This is a genomic window from Halococcus qingdaonensis (assembly GCF_024508235.1).
GTDB classification, from domain to species: domain Archaea; phylum Halobacteriota; class Halobacteria; order Halobacteriales; family Halococcaceae; genus Halococcus; species Halococcus qingdaonensis.
Genome location: NZ_CP101943.1, coordinates 886233 through 904314 on the forward strand (window position 1 = coordinate 886233; position 18082 = coordinate 904314).

The following is an 18082-nucleotide window of genomic DNA, read 5'->3' on the forward strand; positions in this document are numbered from 1 at the left end:
GCTCGCCACGCTAATGCGCGTTGCCCTCCCCGTCAGGCCATCGAGCGCGTCGGTCGTTCGCCGTCACGATAGAACTGGCCGTGGAAGCCGAACGGGATCGCGTGTGGGACCGGGGCGCGGGCGCGCTCCTCGACCGTCGCCGCGTCGAGCACGAGGAGGAACGACCGCCCGGCGTCGGCGTCGAGCACGACCGAGAGGAGCACACCCTCGTCCTCCCGTCGCGAGGTTGCAGTTCCGGGTGTCTCGGGAGCAGGCACGAACACCGGCTCGCCGGGATAGCAGTTCAGCTCGTCCCACGTCTCGGCGGTCCGTGTCTCGACGTCGATCTTCATAAGTTGGTTCTGGAACGCCGCTGGCGACCGTTCTCGATTGCTCACGCCGTAGACGTAGCGATACGGGCGGGTGTTCCGGCGCGCGTAGTCGATCGTCGGGAATTCGATATGGCCCGGATGAAGCGTCTCGTGTTCGATATCGCGTGCCGAATCTTCTGGAAGGCGATATCGGCGGAGTTCGCCCGTCGGGAGCGTCGGCGACGGCGAGCGGAGGTTGTCGAGGCCGAGCGCGTCGACCACCGACGCGTCGGGATAGGCCACGAGATCGAGCACGATCCTTCCGCCCCGTTCGAACGCGTTGACGTGATGGAAGACGAAGAACGGCTCCGTCCAGTGGGTCGCGGCGACGTCGCCCGACGCGCGATCGAAGACGATGAAGCGCGTGCCGCGCTCGGGTTTCCAGGTAAAGCTCCCGGCCACGGTCGATCCCCGGAGTAGTGCGAGCGGCGAGACGACGAACGGGTTCTCGGCGAGCACCACGTAGTTCGGGGTGAGCGCGAAACTGTGGAGATAGGCGGCCTCGTCGACCGTCACGCCGCCGACGATCTCGGGCTCCGTCCGCCCGTCGGGAATTCGATAGAGCGTATAGCCCGGATTCCGACCGAAACGCGTCGCGTAGCCGATCGTTTCCCCGCGGTGAGCATCGTAGTGTGGATGTACCGTCGTCGTGGTTCCCAATGGTTCGCGAGCGTGCTGGCCGTGCGTTTCGAGCGTCTCGGGATCGAACGCCAGCGGTCGCGGGCTTTCGGTAGTGGCGACGACGGCATCGCCGCGTGTCTCGATATCGACGCAGGCGTTGTCGGTGATCCTCGGTGAGAGCAGCCGTTTCAGTCGGTCGCGGAGATCGGTGTCAGGGACGGTGGCGAACTCGCGGAAGCCGAGTTCGCCGTGCTCACGGGCGTGTTCGTACGCCTCGCTCCGGAGAAAGCGATTCGAGTAGCGGATTTCGTCATCTTGGATCGCGAACCGACGGAGCAGCGAGAAGCCGTCGAACCAGTGGTTGAGCGTCCGGTTGCCGACGCGAAAGCGGCCGGGGCCGTTGCGGAGCAGGGTTCCCGCGAGCCAGTCAGGGAGATCTCCCTCGACGGGCAAGCGCACGCGATCGAGTTCCTCCGAGATCGGCTCGAAGCCGAGGCGGTGATCCATACACGGTCGAGAAGCGCAGCGGCCATAGCGTCCGGGGTCAGTCGCCTTTTATACGCGCCGCCGTATCATCCCACATGGATGCGCTCGCGGCAGGGTCGGACGCGGCATCGCTGTCCGGTCGGACGGTCGCCGTCGTCGGCGGAGGGTTCGGCGGGCTCTCGGCGGCGTGCTACCTCGCGGCTGCGGGGGCCGACGTCACGGTGCTCGAAAAGAACGGCCAGGTCGGCGGCCGTGCCTCGCAGTTCGAACAGGACGGCTTTCGCTTCGACATGGGGCCGTCTTGGTATCTGATGCCCGATGTCTTCGAGCGCTTTTTCGACCACTTCGACGCCGATCGCGAGGATTATTATGAACTCGAACGGCTCGATCCCCACTACCGTGTGTTCTTCAAGGACGGCGATCGCGTCGATCTGACCCCCGACCGCGACCAGGTGCGTGCCGTCTTCGAATCCTACGAGGAGGGTGCGGCCGCGGCGTTCGACGACTATCTCGTACAGAGCGAGTCGACCTACGAGGCGGCGATGGAGCGGTTCGTCTACACCGATCGTCCACGATTCCGGGACTGGGTCGACACCGACGTGTTCCGGTCCGCGCCGGTCGGGCTGAACCTGCTGCGCTCGATGGAGAGCCACGTCTCGAACTACTTCGAGCACCCGAAGCTCCAGCAGATCATGCAGTACACGCTCGTCTTTTTGGGTGGCTCGCCGAAGAACACGCCCGCGCTCTACACGATGATGAGCCACGTCGATTTCAACCTCGGCGTCTACTACCCGGAGGGTGGTTTCGGCGGCGTCGTTGCCGGCATCGCCGAGCTCGCGCACGAACGCGGCGTCACGATCGAGACCGATGCGGAAGTCGGCGAGATCACGCGTCGGCGCGGCGGCTTCTCGCTCGACACCGCTGCGGGCGAGCACACGCCCGACATCGTCGTGTCGGACGCCGATTACGCCCACACTGAGCAGGAACTCCTCCCCGAACACGAGCGCCAGTACACGGAAGAGTACTGGGACGAGCGCACGCTCGCGCCCTCCGCCTTCCTGCTCTACCTCGGCGTCGAGGGTGACGTCGATCCGCTCGCCCACCACACGCTCGTCCTACCGACCGACTGGGACGGCCACTTCGAACAGATCTTCGACGAGCCGGCGTGGCCCGACGACCCGGCCTACTACCTCTGTGTGCCCTCGCAGACCGACGGCACCGTCGCGCCGGAGGGCCACTCGAACCTCTTCGCGCTCGTGCCGATCGCGCCGGGGCTCGACGACACGCCCGAGATCCGCGAGCGCTACCGCGACTCGATCCTCGACGATATCGCCACGAACACCGGCGTCGAACTCGCCGACCGGATCGTTCTGGAGAGGACGTTCTCGATCGACGACTTCGCCGAGCGCTACAACAGTCTGCAGGGGACGGCGCTCGGACTCGCCCACACGCTCCGCCAGACCGCCCTCTTCCGGCCGCCCCACCGCTCCGACGCCGTTCCCGACCTCTACTTCACGGGCTCGTACACCACACCGGGCATCGGCGTACCGATGTGTCTCATCAGCGGCGAACACGCCGCGAGCGCCGTCGTCGAAGACCACGGATGAGTCGCGAGCGCGTTCGTCGCGGCGTAAACCGACTGCAGGGGACTCTCCCACCCGAGACGACCACGACGGGCTATCTCCTGCGACTCTCACGGCCCCGGTTCTGGTTCTACCTCGCCGGGCCGGTCGTCGTCGGCGTGGCCTACGGTGCCGAATCGCCCACCGGCCTGTTCGCACCGATCGCGCTCGCACTGTTCGCCTACTTCCTCGTCCCAGCGAACGTCTTCCTCTACGGCGTGAACGATGTCTTCGATGCCGACATCGACGAACGCAACCCCAAAAAGGACGACCGCGAGGTGCGATACACGGGCAATAAAACTGTGCTCGCCGCCGTTATCGTGAGCGGGCTGCTCGTGCTCGGCTTCGTCCCGGTGCTCACGCCGGCGTCGCTCGCGGTTCTCGCGCTCTTCGTCTTTCTCGCGGTCGAGTACAGCGCGCCACCACTCCGATTCAAGACCACGCCGCTGCTCGACTCGATCTCGAACGGGCTCTACGTGCTGCCCGGCGTGATCGCCTACACCGCCGTCGCGGGCGAGTTACCGCCGATCGCAGCCGTCTCGGGCGGCTGGCTCTGGACGATGGGGATGCACACCTTCTCGGCCATCCCGGACATCGATCCCGATCGAGCGGCGGGTATCCGGACGACGGCGACGGCGCTCGGCGAGCGACGGACCTACGGCTACTGTGCACTCTGCTGGCTCGCCGCGGCCGTCTCGTTCGCGTTCGTCCACGTCCTCCTCGCCGTGCTCCTGCTCGCCTACCCCGTTCTCGTCTTCGCCATCGCCCGCTCGTCGATCGACGTCGACCGCGCCTACTGGTGGTATCCCGCGGTGAACACGCTCGTCGGGATAGCCTTCACCCTCGGCGGGCTCTGGAGGCTGATCTATGGCGGCTGAGCGCGCGACCCGCCAGCGCATCGAGGCGCGCCTCGACGAGCTCGTCGCCGAGAACCGCTTCACGATCGCCGTGGTCTTCCCGCTTGTCGGCGCAGCCTTGCTGCTCGCGAGCGCTGCCGGCCTCGTCGGCCCGCCGCTCAGATACAACCCGTATCTCATCCTCTTCGGGACGGCGGTGATGCGCCTCCCGCTCGTGGCGGGGATCGCGCCGCTGTTCGACCGCCGGGCGGCGATCGCGACCGGCCTGCTCGTCGCCTACTCGTTCGGGATCGAGCTCATTGGCGTGCTGACCGGATGGCCCTACGGCGATTTCTCCTACACGATCGAACTCGGCCCGATGCTGTTCGGGGCCGTCCCGCTCGGCCTGCCCGTCTTCTTCCTTCCGCTGGTGTTCAACAGCTACCTGCTCTGCCAGCTCGTACTCGGCGACCTCGCCCGGCGGCGCGCGGTGCGCCTCGTCGCGGTGATCTGTACGGTGTTGCTCGTCGACGTCGTGCTCGATCCCGGCGCGGTCGCGATCGGCTTCTGGAGCTATTCGGGCGGGGTATTCTACGGCGTTCCGGTATCGAACTACGTCGGCTGGGTGCTCTCGGCCACCGTGACGGTCTTTCTACTGGACTACGGCTTCGATCGCGCACGATTGCTGGACCGGCTCGAAAACTGCGATTTCATGCTCGACGATCTGGTGAGCTTCGTCGTGCTCTGGGGCTCGATCAACGCCGTCTTCGGCAACTGGGTGCCGGTCGGCGTCGCGCTGGTGCTGGCCGGCGGACTCGTCAAGATCGATCGGTTCGACGTGGCGGGTCTCGGGAGCGGCGAGCCCGGTTCGACCGAGGGCTAGCGCGTCGGCGTCACGCCCTCCGGCTCGTGGACGTACTGCGGGCTGTCGGAGATCGTGCTCACCGCCGCGAAGACCGCTTCGGGATCCTTGTTCCAGAGCCAGTGCCAGCGGGTGCGGACGAGTAGCGAAAGTTTTCGCGTCGAGGAGAGTTCGGGCGTCGTCGAGAGGGTGTCGTGGCCGCGATCCCTGATGAGTCGGTGGTGGTCGGCGTAGAGTACGGCCGCGAGCAGGACGGGGAGCTGACAGTCCTCGGGAAGGTATTTGATGCCGGCGACGCCCTCACGATACCGTTTCTCCGTCCGTTCGAGTTCGGATCGCATCAGCACGGCGAAATCGTCGTCCATCTCGAAGCGCTCTATCTGTCGCTCGGTGACGTCGTGCTCGTTCAGGACTTCCTGGGGAAGGTAGATGCGATCGCGCTCGACGACGTCCTCGCGCACGTCGCGCAGGAAGTTGGTGAGCTGGAACGCCTCGCCGAGCGCACGAGCGTGTGGCCGGGCGATTTCGGGGTTTTCGGGCCGCATGACGACGGTCATCATCTCGCCGACGGCGGCCGCCGACCCGCCCATGTACTCGTCGAGCTCGTCGTGAGTTTCGTAGCTGTCCGTGTCGATGTCGGTGACCATCGCGTCGACGAACTCCTCGACGGCGGTGTCGGGAATTCCGTACTGTTCGCGGAGATCGCTGAACGCCGCCACGACCGAGTCGTCGGTCGGGCCGCCGAGCGCACCCTCGCGGAGGTCGGCGAGCTGTGCGCGCTGCTCGGCCGGCGGTGGACCGTTCGGGTCGTCGACGATCTCGTCGGCGACGCGGAAGAACGCGTAGAGAACGTACGTCGCGTGGCGAACGCGCTCGGGGAGCAGTCGTGTCGCGACATAGAAGGTGGTCCCCGTTCGCCGATGGATAGCCTTGCTCTCGGCGAGCTGCGTATCGTCGACCATGTCAGTGTGTTCCGTTGGGGCGAGAGCGACTTATGTGTTTGTACGCTGTGAAGTCTAAGAACGAATTATAATAGAACCAACTATTCCTGTCCAGGGAACGAACTCGCCGATTTCGACCGGTTCCCGGTTCGTTGCTCCCGATCGGATCGGTCGGATTCCTGGCGATCGATCAGTAATGAGAGCGAACCGATGAGCGAGTTCGTCGAGGTCGTCGCCATCCCGATCGCGCGACGACCGCCGCATCGCCATCGCTTTTGGTCGTCGCTGTCGTGACGCGAACAGGCACGGGCGTCCCGGCAACGCGCTCGTCCATCCATCCATGACAGACCACATCGTCATCATCGGTGCGTACGGGAGCGCGGGCATCGCCGCCGCCGAGCGCCTCGTCGACGAACCGGACGTCGAACTGACGCTCGTCGACGACGGCCAGCCTGGCGGCGGGCTCTGCCTCCTCCGCGGCTGTATGCCCTCGAAAGAACTGCTCTCGGCCGGCGCACACCGCTTCCAGGCGCGCCACGACGACCGCCTCTCGGGCGCACCGACCGTCGATCTCGACGACGTCGTCGCGATGAAGGACCGCCACGTCCAGGGGTTCGCCGAACACCGGCGCGAGTCGCTCCACGAGCTGACCGAGCGCGAGAACGTCGAGTTCGTCCACCGAACGGCGACGTTCGTCGACGACCACACGATCGCCGTCGGCGAGCGGACGCTCGACGCGGACTACGTCGTCGTCGCCACCGGCTCGACGCAGAACGTCCCGCCGATCGACGGCATCGAGGACGTTGATTATCTCACCAGCGACGACGTGCTCGACGCGGCCGAGTTCCCCGAATCCGGGATCGTCCTCGGATTCGGCTACATCGGGATGGAGCTGGTCCCGTATCTCACCGAGGTCGGCGGGATGGAGCTCACCGTGCTCGAACGCAGCGAGCGGGTGCTCGACGAGGGCGATCCCGCGCTCGACGACGCGCTGACCGAGCTCTATCGCGACGAGTTCCCCATCGACCTCCGCACCGAGACACAGGCCACGAGCATCGAGAAGACCGAGGGCGGCGTCCGTCTCCACACCGAACGCGACGGCGAGGGGGATGTCGTCGAGGCCGACCAGCTGTTTCTCTTCACCGGTCGCCGGCCCGCTCTCGATGGGTTGGAGCTCGATCGATCGGCGCTCGATCCCGACCCCGATTCCGAGTGGGTCGAGGCGACGATGCAGGCCCGCGACGACGAGCGCGTGTTCGTCGTCGGCGACGCGAACGGCCGCGAGCCGATCCTCCACATCGCCAAGGAACAGGGGATCACGGCCGCCGAGAACGTCCTCGCACACCGGGACAGCGAGGAGCTCTCGGTCTACGACCCGATCCATCACCACGTTATCTTCGCGGCCCTCGGCGTCTACCCGTTCGTCCGGGTCGGCCACTCGGAGGCCTCGGTTCAGGAGACCGATCACGAGTACGTCACGGTCACACGGGAAGCACGCGACGACGGCGTGTTCAAGACGAAGGCCGTCCCCGAGGGGCTCGCGACGCTCGTCGTCGACGCCGACGACGGCACCGTGCTCGGCTACCAGGGGTTCCACCACGACGCGGACGTGATGGCGAAGACGATGCAGGTCGTCGTCGAGACCGGGATGGACGTCCGGGACGTGCCCGATCGTGCCTACCATCCGACGACGCCCGAACTGATCGACGGACTCGTCCGGGAGGCGCGCTCGACGATCGAGGAGTGAACACTCCGTTCGCTCGCGTCGAACCCACGCGTGTGAGCATCCCGCGCGACGATCGGGGATCGGAAATGCTTATTCTCCACAATACCGTACGTGCGGGCATGTTCGGAACGATCACCGCGCGCGATCTCGCGACGCGCCTCGATAGGGATGCCGAGGACTACGTCCTCGTCGACACACGCCCGGCCGAGAGCTACGACTCGTGGCGCGTGACGGGTGCGGAGAACGTCCCGTTCGGACCGGCCGAAGAGCTGAGCGACGACCAGCGCGACCGGATCACGGAACTGGCAGACGGCGACGAGATACTCACCATCTGCGGAAAGGGTGCGACATCGACGCGGCTCGCCTCGGAACTCGACGCCGACGGGCTCGCGGACGTCTCGGTCGTCACCGGTGGGATGCGCGCCTGGAACGAACTCTACGAGACCGCCACGGTCGAGACCGCGTCTGACGACCTCATCGTCAGGCAGTTCCAGCGCCGTGCGAAGGGCTGTCTCTCCTATCTCGTCGGCTCGGAGCGCGCCGGCGAAGCCATTGTCGTCGATCCGACCCGCCACACCGACCAGTACATCACGACGGCCGCCGAGCACGGCCTGGAGATCACGGGCGTGCTCGACACGCACGTCCACGCCGATCACATCTCCGGCGGTCGTGAACTTACAAATCGGCTCGGCGTTCCGTACTACCTCGGCGAGAAGGCAGCCGAGCGCGATCTCGCCGTCGATTTCGAACCACTCGCCGACGGCGAGACCCTCTCGATCGGCGACGGCGAGATCGAGACGCTCGCCGCACCCGGCCACACGACCGAGATGGTCGCCTACCGCGTCGATAGCGTCCTCCTGACCGGCGACAGTCTCTTCCTGGATTCCGTCGGCCGCACGGAACTCGAATTCGGCGAGGAGGAAGCCGAGACGGGCGCGCGAATGCAGTACGACACTCTCCACGACACGCTGCTCGAACTGCCCGACGAACTCATCGTTCTGCCGGACCACGTCACGGTGCACGACGACGGCACCTACGCGAACGCCGAACCGGGCGAGCTCGTCGGTGCCACGCTCGGCGATGTGCGCGATCGGCTCGATCTCGTGGATCTCGACGAAGACGCCTTCGTCGAGCGGATGGTCGACGACGTCCCCGCAAAACCGGACAACTACGAGACGATCATCGCGATCAATCGCGGCGTCGAGAACACGAGAAACGCCACCGAGGCGACGACGCTCGAGACGGGAGCGAACAACTGCGCGGCCTGAGCGGCTCGATCAGATCGTGTCGTCGGGGTCGTGTTCGTCGGCCATGCGCTCGACTTCGCTCGCGTAGCGTTCCCGCAGATCGGAGTCGTCGATGCGTTCGAGATCGTCCGTCGAGACGTCTTTCGCGGCGGTCACGGTGTCGACGCCGATGGCTTGGGCGGCGAGTTCTCGGCGGAAGAGTCGCTCGCCGTCGGGCGTCGCGTACTTGAGGATGATGAGATCGCGGTTGTTGTACCCACGCTCGACGAGCCAGACGCGGACGGTATCGGTTTCGTCGGCCATATCGGGAGAAGGGCGACCACCAGGTTAGGCGGTTCGGTTGTCGCGGGGTGGACGAGATCACGCTCTCCCCGTGAGCCCGAGAGCATCGATATCGACGAGGGGCCGACCGGACTAAGACGATGGCCCCTTCCTACTAGCTCGCCATGTCGCGCTACGAGTGTACCGAGTGCGATTGGACGGGTGAGTTGCTCTTCGACGCACTCGACCACGCCGAGATCCACGAAGTCAGGCGAACCAACCGGGGCTGAGAGCATGGTATTGCATGTACCTTCGGGCACCGGCCTGTGGCTCCCCGATGTGAAGCGCTACTCGGATTTGGACGTCTCGAACTCGTGCTCGCAGTCGAGACACTCGTAATGTGACTCGTCGGCATCGGCGGTGGAGTCCGCTATCTGAACGTTGTTGGAACCACATTCGGGACAGGTCACGTCGCTCGTCGTCGGTGTTTGACTCATGCCACTCCGTAACCCGCACCAGTGCATAATCGCTCTGATACGCCCATATTTCGTCGCAGCGTCACGCATCCTCTACTGGGAACTTTTTCCGATTTTCCAGGATGGAGCGGAGCGCATGTCGGATGTATTACCTGCCGAAACGAAGTCCCCGCATCCGACGGAAATCCTTCGGGATATCACCGAGTGCGCTCGACGAGGATGGGAGACGGACCGATCGCCGACATCGACGGGTTCGATAGACGACGAAGAGACCACGTACCGGGTTCGATGGCTCGATTGGCGACCCATCCGATCGAGCGGTCGCTTTCGTTTCAGAGATCTGCCAGCGGTTTCGCTTTGGATCGGCAAACGACGATGGGTACCGAGCCGAAGAACGTTGCCCAGAACGGCAAAAAACGAGCGGTTCCTCGGTGAGAGTGCAATGGCAGTCCAACAGATCGGTCTGAGCGACGAGATGGAAGCGTGCGTCGACAGCTGCATCGAGGCCGCCGAGGTCTGCGAGTGGTGTGCAGACGAGTGTGCGGGCCACGGCGAGGAGATGGCCGAGTGTATCCGACTGTGCCGTGACGTCGCGGATCTCGCGTCGCTCTGTGCGCGACTGTGCGTCCGCGATTCGGCGTTCAACTCACAGGTCGCCCAGGCGTGCGCCGACGCCTGCGAGGCGTGTGCCGAGGAATGTGAACAGCACGATCACGATCACTGTCAGGCCTGTGCCGAAATCCTGCCCCGATGTGCCGAGAGCTGTCGGGCCATGGCCTGAACCAGAGCACGGTTTTTCATTACACGAGCAGAGCGGTCCCGTCGAGAACGCGCCGGATGGTCCGTTCGGCGAGTAGCATCGTCGACCCGTTCCCACAGGCACAGCCGCTGAGAACCGTCACCGTTCCGGCGGCCGCCGCGCCGACCAGCACGGCGGCCGGAACGTTCCACCAGCGGTCGATCAGACCGACGGTGACGCCGACGAGCGCGACTAACAGCGATCCGACCGTGAGATACAGCCGTTCGATCCCGACTCCGAAGTAGCCGACGACGGGGAGTCGGTTCGCGCCGGCGACCTCCAGTGCAACCGACCCGACCGCCGGTTCGGGTGACAGCACTGGCCCCCGAGTCCCGAGCCACACGAACAGCCCGCCGGCGGCGAGCGCGCCGACGATCACCGCCAGCACGGCCAGGCCGAAGGTCGTTCCCGACGGTCGACCGAACCGCGACCGTACGGATGTCATATCGACGAGAACGGCTTTCGCGCCTTTTTATCTGGTGGCGGATCGGTCGCCGACGAGTGGGGACTATTCGTCGAGTAGCTGCTCGACGAGCATCGGCACGAAGGTACCGATATCCGTGACCATGCCGACCGCCTGTGCGCTCCCGCGATCGAGCAGTTGCGTGACGGTCGCGGGATTGATATCGACACAGACGACCCGCGTCGAGGAGGGCAGGCAGTTGCCGACCGCGACCGAGTGAAGCAGCGTCGAGAGCATGAGCACCATGTCGGCCTCGTGGGCCTGCTCGCGGATGGCGTTCTGCGCGTCGACCGAGTCCGTGATCGTGTCGGGCAGCGGGCCGTCGTCGCGGATCGATCCCGCCAGCACGAACGGGCGATCGTTGGCGACACACTCGTACATCACGCCGGATTCGACCAGCCCCTCGTCGACCGCCTGCTCGATGGAGCCCGCACGGATGATCTCGCTGATCGTGTAGATGTGGTGTTTGTGGCCCTTTCGAGGGTGGTCGAGCGTTTCGGTGTTCATCCCGAGCGAGGTGCCGTAGAGATCGCGTTCGAGGTCGTGAACCGCGAAGCCGTTGCCCGCCGAGAGCATGTCGACGTAGCCCTCGCGGACCAGGCGGGCGAGCGATTCGCGCGCGCCGGAGTGGATGAGCGCCGGCCCACAGACGGCGAGCACCGAGCCACCCTCGCGCTTCGTTTCGGCGATCGCCTCGGCGACCTTCGCGATCGTCGATTCCGATGGGCGCTCGGAGGAGACACCACCCTGCATGAAGCCGAACGCGCCCTCGCGGTTCCGAGGGCGTTCGGGCGGACGAACGCGAATCCCGGTCTCGCCGGTGACGACGAGTTCGCCCTCCTCGATGGCGTTGAGAACCTTCGTGAAGGCGCGTGGTTCGCCGCTTTCTTCTTTCTCGACGACCACCGCACAGTCCATCTCGATGCGCTCGACGGGGATCCACTCGCCGTCGTGGCGGATCTCGGTGTGGTGGTTCGTCGTCGAGTAGAAGCCCGACGGTACGACCTGATCGTCGGGGGCGGGTTCGAGCGTCGCGTCGACGGGATGGGAAGGCGTGGCACCGTTCTGATGGAGTTCGTGGACGATCGACTGGAGCTCGTCCTCGGTGTCGGCCAGGACGGTGAGGCGGGCGTACGATTCCTCGACTTCGCTCCGGCCGATGTCGAACTCGTCGACCTCGAAGGAGCCGCCGAGATCCATGATGACGCCGAAACACGACTGCATCATCCCCGAGTCGATGATATGTCCCGAGAGCTCGACTTCGCGCGAGACGGTCATATGGTTGCGTTTTCGTCGGTAGATAAGTCCGTTGTGGCTCTCAGGCGTCGGTGGACGATTCGACGATCCACTCCCGTTCGCTCCGTGCGGCGAGCCGGCCGTAGAGCGCGCGCAGGCCATCTGGATCGGTTTCCGGAAGCACGTGGAACTCGATGCGGCCGTCGCGGACCGACACTCGGAAGACGTCGCCGGTTTCGGTGTCGTGGACGAGATAGAGCGCCATCGGCAGATCGAACCAGTCGCCGTAGGTGTACGGGTCGCCGTCGAGCACGTCCCGGAGGAGTTCGTCGAGCGCTTCGTTCTCGTGATCGCCGGGTTCGGCGGCCGGTGACAGCGAGAAGACGGTCGAGCCCTCGTATTCGAGCCCCGCGTGGCGCGAGTAGCGCCGTTCCGGACGGTGGGGGATCGCGAACGAGGGCTCCTCGGTCATGGCTATCACGGGCTACGGCGCGATATCGTTTATATGTACGGGCGGGAATCAGTCCACCGCGACCGGACAGCCGTTGATCTCGCCGCCGCGCATCCCGCGCGCGAGCCAGAACAGCGAGAGCACGAGCGCGACGAGCGCGAGCGCTGCGAACTCCAGCCCCTCGAACGGGAGCACCGTGAGCGAGGCCGTCACGCCAAAGAGCGAGAGCACGCCCGCGAGCACGGCCGAGCCACAGGCCGCACAGCCCGCTCCCAGCGTTCCCAGGAGAACGCCGGCGACGCTCGTGGTGCCCTGTGCGGCCGACAGCGCGTGCTCACGGAGGTGGTAGACGACCATCGCCACGTCGAGGCCGACGAGCAGTGCGGTCACGACGAGCAGTATGCCCTGGAACGTGCCGTAGTTCGTTCCGACGAAGGGGTACTGCTCGGCGAGGATCACGAGCCGGCTGCCGAGCGGGAGCGATCCCGAGAGGAGAAAGCCGGCGAGCGGGAGGTTCTGTGAGAGCACGAACAGCGTGAGGCCGACGAGGGCGGCGACGAGCGCGAGCACGGCATAGACAGGGATCGTCACGACCAGTCGAGCCGTGCGGGCCATCAGTCGCCAGTCGCGGGCGCGGGTCGGCAACCGAACCGAGCGCGAGCGGGTGCTCATTCGGCCCCCAACGCCTGTGCGAACACCCGATAGCTCTGTGCGCCCCGTACTTCGGTCAAGAATTTTCCGTCGCGAAAGAGGTAGAACGTCGGCGTGCTCACAACGCCCGCAGCATCGCCGGCGTCGGCGTCGCGCTGGATGGCTCTATCGAATGCCTTCGCTTCGGCGTCCGCGACGACCGCGCTGGCATCGACCGCCGTTTCGGCCGCGAGGAACTCCTCCGTGCGATCCAGGACGTTCTCCTCACTGAACTCCTCCTGCGTGGCGAAGTAGTGGCCTTCGAGCGCCCAGAACGGCTCCTCGCCGCGGGCGAACGCGGCTTCGAGCGCCTGCATCGCGGGCTCGCCCCACGCGAAGGCGTGCGGGAAGTTCCGATAGACGAAGGTCGCCTCGCCGGGCTCGACGAGCTTCGATTCGATCGCCGGGAGGGTGTCCTCGTTGAACCGTCGGCAGTTGTGACACGACGGGTCCTCGAAGGCAACGATCGTCGCAGGGGCCGTTCCGGGTGCGGGGCCGAGAAACGGCTGGGCGGCGAGCGTCGTGGCCGCCGGATGGTCGAGCACCGGGGCGGCGGTCCCCGCGATGGCCGTCGATCCGTTGGGACTCATCGAGCCGGAGCCCGAATCGTTCTCGTTCGACCCACCCGTTCCGTCCGCTGTGTCGGCCGAACCGGTGCCCCCGCTGCCGAGACAGCCGGCGAGCGCACCCGCCGCCACGGCGCTCGCGAGAAACGCCCGCCGTCGGAGTGCCATGCACGACGAAGGATCGCCGCGAGCATAGACCTCGCCCGGACGGGCACGGTGCGCGCACAAACGCCAACATCCTGGTCACCCGTTTCGGCCGTGTGGTGCCCGGGCCAGCGGCCGACGGCGTTATTCCCGACCGCGCCCTTGGTCGAGCCATGTGCGGACGCTACACCCTCTTCACGCCGCCGGCAGACATCGAGGAGCGCTTCGGCGCGAGCTTCGAGGGATCGCCACGGCCGCGATACAACGCCGCACCGAGCCAGTCGCTGCCGGTGATCACGAACGACGCGCCCGAGACCATCGACACGCTCGAATGGGGGCTGATCCCACATTGGGTCGACGATCGATCGGACGCGAACCGACCGATCAACGCCCGTGCCGAGACCGTCGCCGAGAAGCGGAGCTTTCGGGACGCGTATCAGAACCGGCGCTGTCTCGTACTCGCCGACGGGTTCTACGAGTGGCAAGGGATGAACGGGGGCAAACAGCCCTACCGGGTGACGCTCGACAGCGGGGAGCCGTTCGCGATGGCCGGGCTCTGGGAGCGCTGGCAGCCGCCACAGAAACAGACCGGACTGGGCGAGTTCGGCGATGGCCGGCCCGACGGCGAGGCCGACCCCGTCGAGACGTTCACGATCGTCACGACCGAGCCGAACGAGGTCGTCGGCGAGCTGCACCATCGGATGGCGGTCGTTCTGCAGGAGGGCGACGAACGGCGCTGGCTCGACGACGGTGATGCCGAGCTACTGCGGCCATACCCCGACGAGATGACGGCCTACCCGGTCTCGACGGCCGTCAACGATCCCTCGAATGATCACCCGGAACTCGTCGAGGAGGTCGATGCGGCCGCCTGAGGCTGATTCGCAGAGAATTCCGTGAGATGGCTTAGGGATGACCGGTCGCGGTGCGACCCTCGGCGGATGAAGGGCGAGGGCGCGAGTGGAACGAGCGCCCGAGGGCTTCGGCAGTGCTGTGGGGTGCGGTTTGTGGAGGGTGGTAGCATCCGCGCGAACGAAGCGAGGTTCGACTGGAGGGAGAACCTCGGAAGCGAACGGTGAACGGAATGAACCGTGAGCAGCGAGCGCGGTTCGCGAGAGACGCGAAGTCGTTCGAGAGGGCGAAGCCCTCTCGTGATCTCGAAGTGCTTTCGGCACTTCGAAGAGTCGTCGGAAGACCCGCGGTCTTCCGAGATGACGAGACGCCGAAGGCGTCTCGAACCACGTCTCTCTGGCTCTCGTTCACTCCCTGCGGTCGTTTACGAGAACGCCGTGAACGAGCGCCGTAGGCGCGAGTGAGCGGGAGTTTTTAGCGTAGCTTTTTGCGAGTGGCGAGGGACCGGAGGTCCCTCGTACCGTGCGAGCGGGCCATGCGCGGCGCTGCGCGCCGCGAGTTCGAGGCGGCGAAGCCGCCTCGCACGCCCGCGAGCAGAGAGTGGTGGCCGACCGCGGGGAGGCCACCCGACGCAGTAAAAAGGTCCTACTCGAACAGGTCGTCGTGGCGCGCGGCGAGGTCGGTGTAGGCACCCGAGGAGTGAGCTTCGAAGACGGCCGCCGGGTCGAGCGTCGTCTCGGCCAGCGGCGTGACGGTCGCGGGGACGCCACGAACGAACGACTCCGGTGGGATGTCGTACCCCTCCGGCACCGTGGTGCCGCTCGCGACGACGCTGCCGGCCCCGACCGTGACATCGGAGTTGATCGTCGCGTTGAACCCCACGAGCGCGCCGTCGCCGACGGTAGCGTCGTTGAGTACCGCACCGTGGCCGACCATCACGCGGTCGCCAGCCTGTGAAGCGTGGAGAACGGCGTTGTCGCCGACGTGTGACTGTGCGCCGATCGTGACCGGCGCGACGTCGCCGCGGAGCACGGCACCCGGCCAGACGCTGGCGTTCGCTCCGATGCTGACGTCGCCGACGAGCGTCGCATCGCGGCTCACCGCGGCCTCGGCGTCGATCTCGGGTTCGACTCCCTCGAAGGCGTACTGGTTGCTCGCCATACATGACGAACGCAACCCATCGACAAATCTCTATGGGACGAATGGGGTAGGCGAACGGAAGCGATATGGCCGCGCCGTGTCGCGGATGGATATGCAACTGGCGCGCATCCGCACGCCCGACGGGATCGTCACCGGCGAGCACCGCGACGGGGTCGTCCATACCGATCACGAGACACACCGCCTCGACGACGGCGACGTCGAACTGCTCGCGCCCTGTGCGCCGTCGGCGCTCTACTGTGTGGGGCGAAACTTCGCGACGACGCTCGACCAGATGGACTACGAGCGCCCGGAGCGCCCGGATTTCTTCATCAAGCCGCCCGTCTCCGTGCTCGCGCCCGAGCACGAGATCGCGTATCCAAGCTTCACCGAGGAGTTCACGTACGCCGGCGAGCTCGCGGCCGTCATCGACGAGCCCTGTAGCGATCTCGCGCCCGAAGAGGTGCCCGATGTGGTGCGCGGCTACACGATCCTGAACGATCTCGACGCGCTCGATCAGGACGGTCGCACGGCACGGAAGGCGTTCGACGGTTCCGCGCCGCTCGGTCCGTGGATCGAGACCGACGTCGATCCCGGCAGCATCGACATGGAGACACGCATCAACGACGAGGTCCGTCAGGAAGCCAACACCGAACGGATGCTGTTCGAGCCACACGAGGTGGTCGCCTTCCTCTCCGAACGGTTCAGTTTCAGCGCGGGCGATGTGATCTCCTTCGGCAGTCCGGCGAACCCCGGGCTGCTTGAACCCGGCGACGAGATCGTCATCACCTACGAGGGCGTCGGAACGCTCCGGAACACCGTCGCGACCGGTGAATGAGGATCAGCTCGGTCACGCGCCGGCAGCAATCCATAACTGGATGGCACCGTATCGGTCGATACGTCGCATGGACACGTGTTGTAACGCGCAGACGGGAATGGAACGCTGAATGGCCGATACCTGCTATCTGATCAGCGATCTCCACATCGGGGGCGACGAACAGCTCACACAGGTCGACTTCCTCGACGAACTGCTCGGCTTTCTCCGTGAACTCGAAGCGAGCGACGAGGACGCCGAACTCGTCATCAACGGCGACGCGTTCGGCCTCTGGGAGTTCACGGAGATCGAGGGGCCGGCGAAGTTCGACGCGCTACTCGATCGCTACCCCGAACTGTTCGAACAGCTCCGGGCGACGGGGGAGGAGGTGCCGATCACGCTCATCCCGGGCAACCACGATTACGAGCTCGCGGCACACGACGAATACGTCGATCGACTGGCGGCGTACAACGTCACCCTCGAACAGGAGATCGCCATCAGCCGCGAGATCGGTGATCACACGATCCACATCGAACACGGCATGCAGGAGGACCCGAGCAACCGGATTCCGGACTTCGGGAACCCGTACGCGAACCCGCCCGGCTACTTCGTGAACCGACATATCACGAGTCGGGCCGGCCGGCTCTCGGGCCGGGGGAAGTACAACTGGCTCAAGGACATCCAGGCCGTGACGCCGATGACGCGCATTCCCGACTGGCTGCTCTCGAACTACTTCTACCGCGAGATGAGCGGCTGGCTCAGATACGCCTCGGTTCCCTTCTTCCTCCTGTTCAATCTGAGCGTGCTGTATCTCGGTGTCTACGCGTTGGACGCCGTCGGCATCTGGTCGCGCCCGATGACCATCGTGGAGGGAGTTCTGGACGTGTTCGGGCCGGTCGGGACGGTGATCGACGTCGTTCTCGCGGCCAACGTCGTGTTCATCGTGCTGCTGCTCCTCATCTCGATCCCGTTGTACGTCCTCGCGAGGGACGTGCGCAAAACGCTTCGACGATTTGGACTCGCTCAGAGCGAGGGTGACGACCGTGATCCCACGGCGAAATACAACGATCGGGCACGGGACGTCTTCGCCGAAACCCCCGATACCGCCGTGTTTCTCTACGGCCATACCCATCGAGCCTCGGTCACGGAGATCGAGGATCGGCTCGTGATCAACACGGGGACGTGGCTGAAACGCCTCCGACGGGTCGAGCCGGTTCTCGGCATCCTCCCGTCGGTGTTTTACGCGTCCTATCGGCTCAACTACGTTCGACTGACGGGGGCGGACGACGGGAGTGTCGTCGTGGACTGCGACGTCGTCGACAAGCCGGATCCGGGCGAAGAGACGTTGCTCCAACGGCTGCTCACTCCTGCACCGAACCCGCGCGAGGAGTTTCCGGTTCACAGACGCGTCGATCCGAGTGACGGTACGGATACCGAATCGAGCGCTCGGTCCGCGAACAGTCGCCGAGAGCAATAACGAGTGATTCCGTTGTGACGCACCTCCG

The 18082-nt window shown here is 65.7% G+C and carries 19 protein-coding genes; 9 read left to right on the forward strand and 10 right to left on the reverse strand.

What is annotated here, in order from left to right:
* Positions 1-32: 32 nt before the first annotated feature.
* On the reverse strand, positions 33-1478 hold the full coding sequence (locus NO363_RS04705; RefSeq protein ID WP_256687230.1) for a carotenoid oxygenase family protein: 1446 nt from the start codon (positions 1476-1478) through the stop codon (positions 33-35).
* Between the two features lie 74 nt (positions 1479-1552).
* Between NO363_RS04705 and crtID the strand changes: the two genes are divergently transcribed.
* The 3 genes from crtID to cruF are packed head-to-tail and all read left to right on the forward strand — an operon-like array spanning position 1553 to position 4798.
* Positions 1553-3064, forward strand: a complete 1512-nt coding sequence (gene crtID, locus NO363_RS04710) for a bifunctional phytoene desaturase/3,4-desaturase (protein ID WP_256687231.1) — start codon at positions 1553-1555, stop codon at positions 3062-3064.
* Entirely contained in the window at positions 3061-3957 is an 897-nt protein-coding gene (locus NO363_RS04715) for a prenyltransferase (RefSeq protein ID WP_256687232.1), read from the forward strand. The genes crtID and NO363_RS04715 overlap by 4 nt, the downstream gene beginning before the upstream one ends.
* Positions 3947-4798 (forward strand): bisanhydrobacterioruberin hydratase, encoded by an 852-nt coding sequence (gene cruF, locus NO363_RS04720; RefSeq protein ID WP_256687233.1) that lies wholly within the window; start codon positions 3947-3949, stop codon positions 4796-4798. The genes NO363_RS04715 and cruF overlap by 11 nt, the downstream gene beginning before the upstream one ends.
* Here cruF and NO363_RS04725 read toward each other — a convergent pair.
* Positions 4795-5739, reverse strand: a complete 945-nt coding sequence (locus NO363_RS04725) for a phytoene/squalene synthase family protein (RefSeq protein WP_256687234.1) — start codon at positions 5737-5739, stop codon at positions 4795-4797. The two genes, cruF and NO363_RS04725, sit on opposite strands and share 4 nt — an antisense overlap.
* A gap of 319 nt (positions 5740-6058) precedes the next feature.
* Between NO363_RS04725 and NO363_RS04730 the strand changes: the two genes are divergently transcribed.
* Positions 6059-7465, forward strand: coding sequence for a dihydrolipoyl dehydrogenase family protein (locus NO363_RS04730; RefSeq protein WP_256687235.1), 1407 nt, complete (start codon positions 6059-6061; stop codon positions 7463-7465).
* A 98-nt stretch (positions 7466-7563) separates the two neighbouring features.
* Entirely contained in the window at positions 7564-8712 is a 1149-nt protein-coding gene (locus tag NO363_RS04735) for an MBL fold metallo-hydrolase (RefSeq protein ID WP_256687236.1), read from the forward strand.
* A 9-nt stretch (positions 8713-8721) separates the two neighbouring features.
* On the opposite strand, the gene NO363_RS04740 is transcribed toward NO363_RS04735, so the two are convergent.
* Together NO363_RS04740 and NO363_RS04745 are read right to left on the reverse strand one after the other, a co-directional pair.
* Positions 8722-8994 (reverse strand): DUF7967 family protein, encoded by a 273-nt coding sequence (locus NO363_RS04740; protein ID WP_256687237.1) that lies wholly within the window; start codon positions 8992-8994, stop codon positions 8722-8724.
* 305 nt (positions 8995-9299) lie between these two features.
* Positions 9300-9449 (reverse strand): hypothetical protein, encoded by a 150-nt coding sequence (locus NO363_RS04745; protein ID WP_007741190.1) that lies wholly within the window; start codon positions 9447-9449, stop codon positions 9300-9302.
* Positions 9450-9870: 421 nt separating this feature from the next.
* Here NO363_RS04745 and NO363_RS04750 point away from each other — a divergent pair, with 421 nt between their 5' ends.
* Entirely contained in the window at positions 9871-10209 is a 339-nt protein-coding gene (locus tag NO363_RS04750) for a four-helix bundle copper-binding protein (protein WP_256687238.1), read from the forward strand.
* A 19-nt stretch (positions 10210-10228) separates the two neighbouring features.
* Here NO363_RS04750 and NO363_RS04755 read toward each other — a convergent pair whose 3' ends face one another.
* The 5 genes from NO363_RS04755 to NO363_RS04775 form a co-directional block, all read right to left on the reverse strand.
* A complete protein-coding gene (locus NO363_RS04755; protein ID WP_256687240.1) occupies positions 10229-10672 on the reverse strand; it encodes a hypothetical protein in 444 nt (147 codons plus the stop codon).
* Between the two features lie 63 nt (positions 10673-10735).
* Positions 10736-11968: an ornithine cyclodeaminase, nickel-pincer nucleotide-dependent gene (locus tag NO363_RS04760; protein WP_256687242.1), complete on the reverse strand. Its 1233-nt coding sequence runs from the start codon at positions 11966-11968 to the stop codon at positions 10736-10738.
* Between the two features lie 40 nt (positions 11969-12008).
* The gene (locus NO363_RS04765; RefSeq protein ID WP_256687244.1) at positions 12009-12398 is read right to left on the reverse strand and encodes a hypothetical protein; all 390 of its coding nucleotides are present in this window, start codon (positions 12396-12398) and stop codon (positions 12009-12011) included.
* 48 nt (positions 12399-12446) lie between these two features.
* Complete coding sequence (locus NO363_RS04770; protein WP_256687246.1) at positions 12447-13049, reverse strand: hypothetical protein; 603 nt, start codon at positions 13047-13049, stop codon at positions 12447-12449.
* Entirely contained in the window at positions 13046-13801 is a 756-nt protein-coding gene (locus NO363_RS04775; RefSeq protein WP_256687248.1) for a DsbA family protein, read from the reverse strand. Before NO363_RS04775 ends, NO363_RS04770 begins: the two co-directional genes overlap by 4 nt.
* A gap of 149 nt (positions 13802-13950) precedes the next feature.
* Between NO363_RS04775 and NO363_RS04780 the strand changes: the two genes are divergently transcribed.
* Entirely contained in the window at positions 13951-14649 is a 699-nt protein-coding gene (locus NO363_RS04780; RefSeq protein ID WP_256687250.1) for an SOS response-associated peptidase, read from the forward strand.
* A gap of 622 nt (positions 14650-15271) precedes the next feature.
* Here NO363_RS04780 and NO363_RS04785 read toward each other — a convergent pair.
* Entirely contained in the window at positions 15272-15787 is a 516-nt protein-coding gene (locus tag NO363_RS04785) for a gamma carbonic anhydrase family protein (protein ID WP_256687252.1), read from the reverse strand.
* A gap of 91 nt (positions 15788-15878) precedes the next feature.
* Here NO363_RS04785 and NO363_RS04790 point away from each other — a divergent pair, with 91 nt between their 5' ends.
* Both NO363_RS04790 and NO363_RS04795 read left to right on the forward strand, forming a co-directional pair.
* On the forward strand, positions 15879-16601 hold the full coding sequence (locus NO363_RS04790; RefSeq protein WP_256687253.1) for a fumarylacetoacetate hydrolase family protein: 723 nt from the start codon (positions 15879-15881) through the stop codon (positions 16599-16601).
* A gap of 109 nt (positions 16602-16710) precedes the next feature.
* Positions 16711-18054 (forward strand): metallophosphoesterase, encoded by a 1344-nt coding sequence (locus tag NO363_RS04795; RefSeq protein ID WP_256687254.1) that lies wholly within the window; start codon positions 16711-16713, stop codon positions 18052-18054.
* Positions 18055-18082 lie beyond the last annotated feature (28 nt).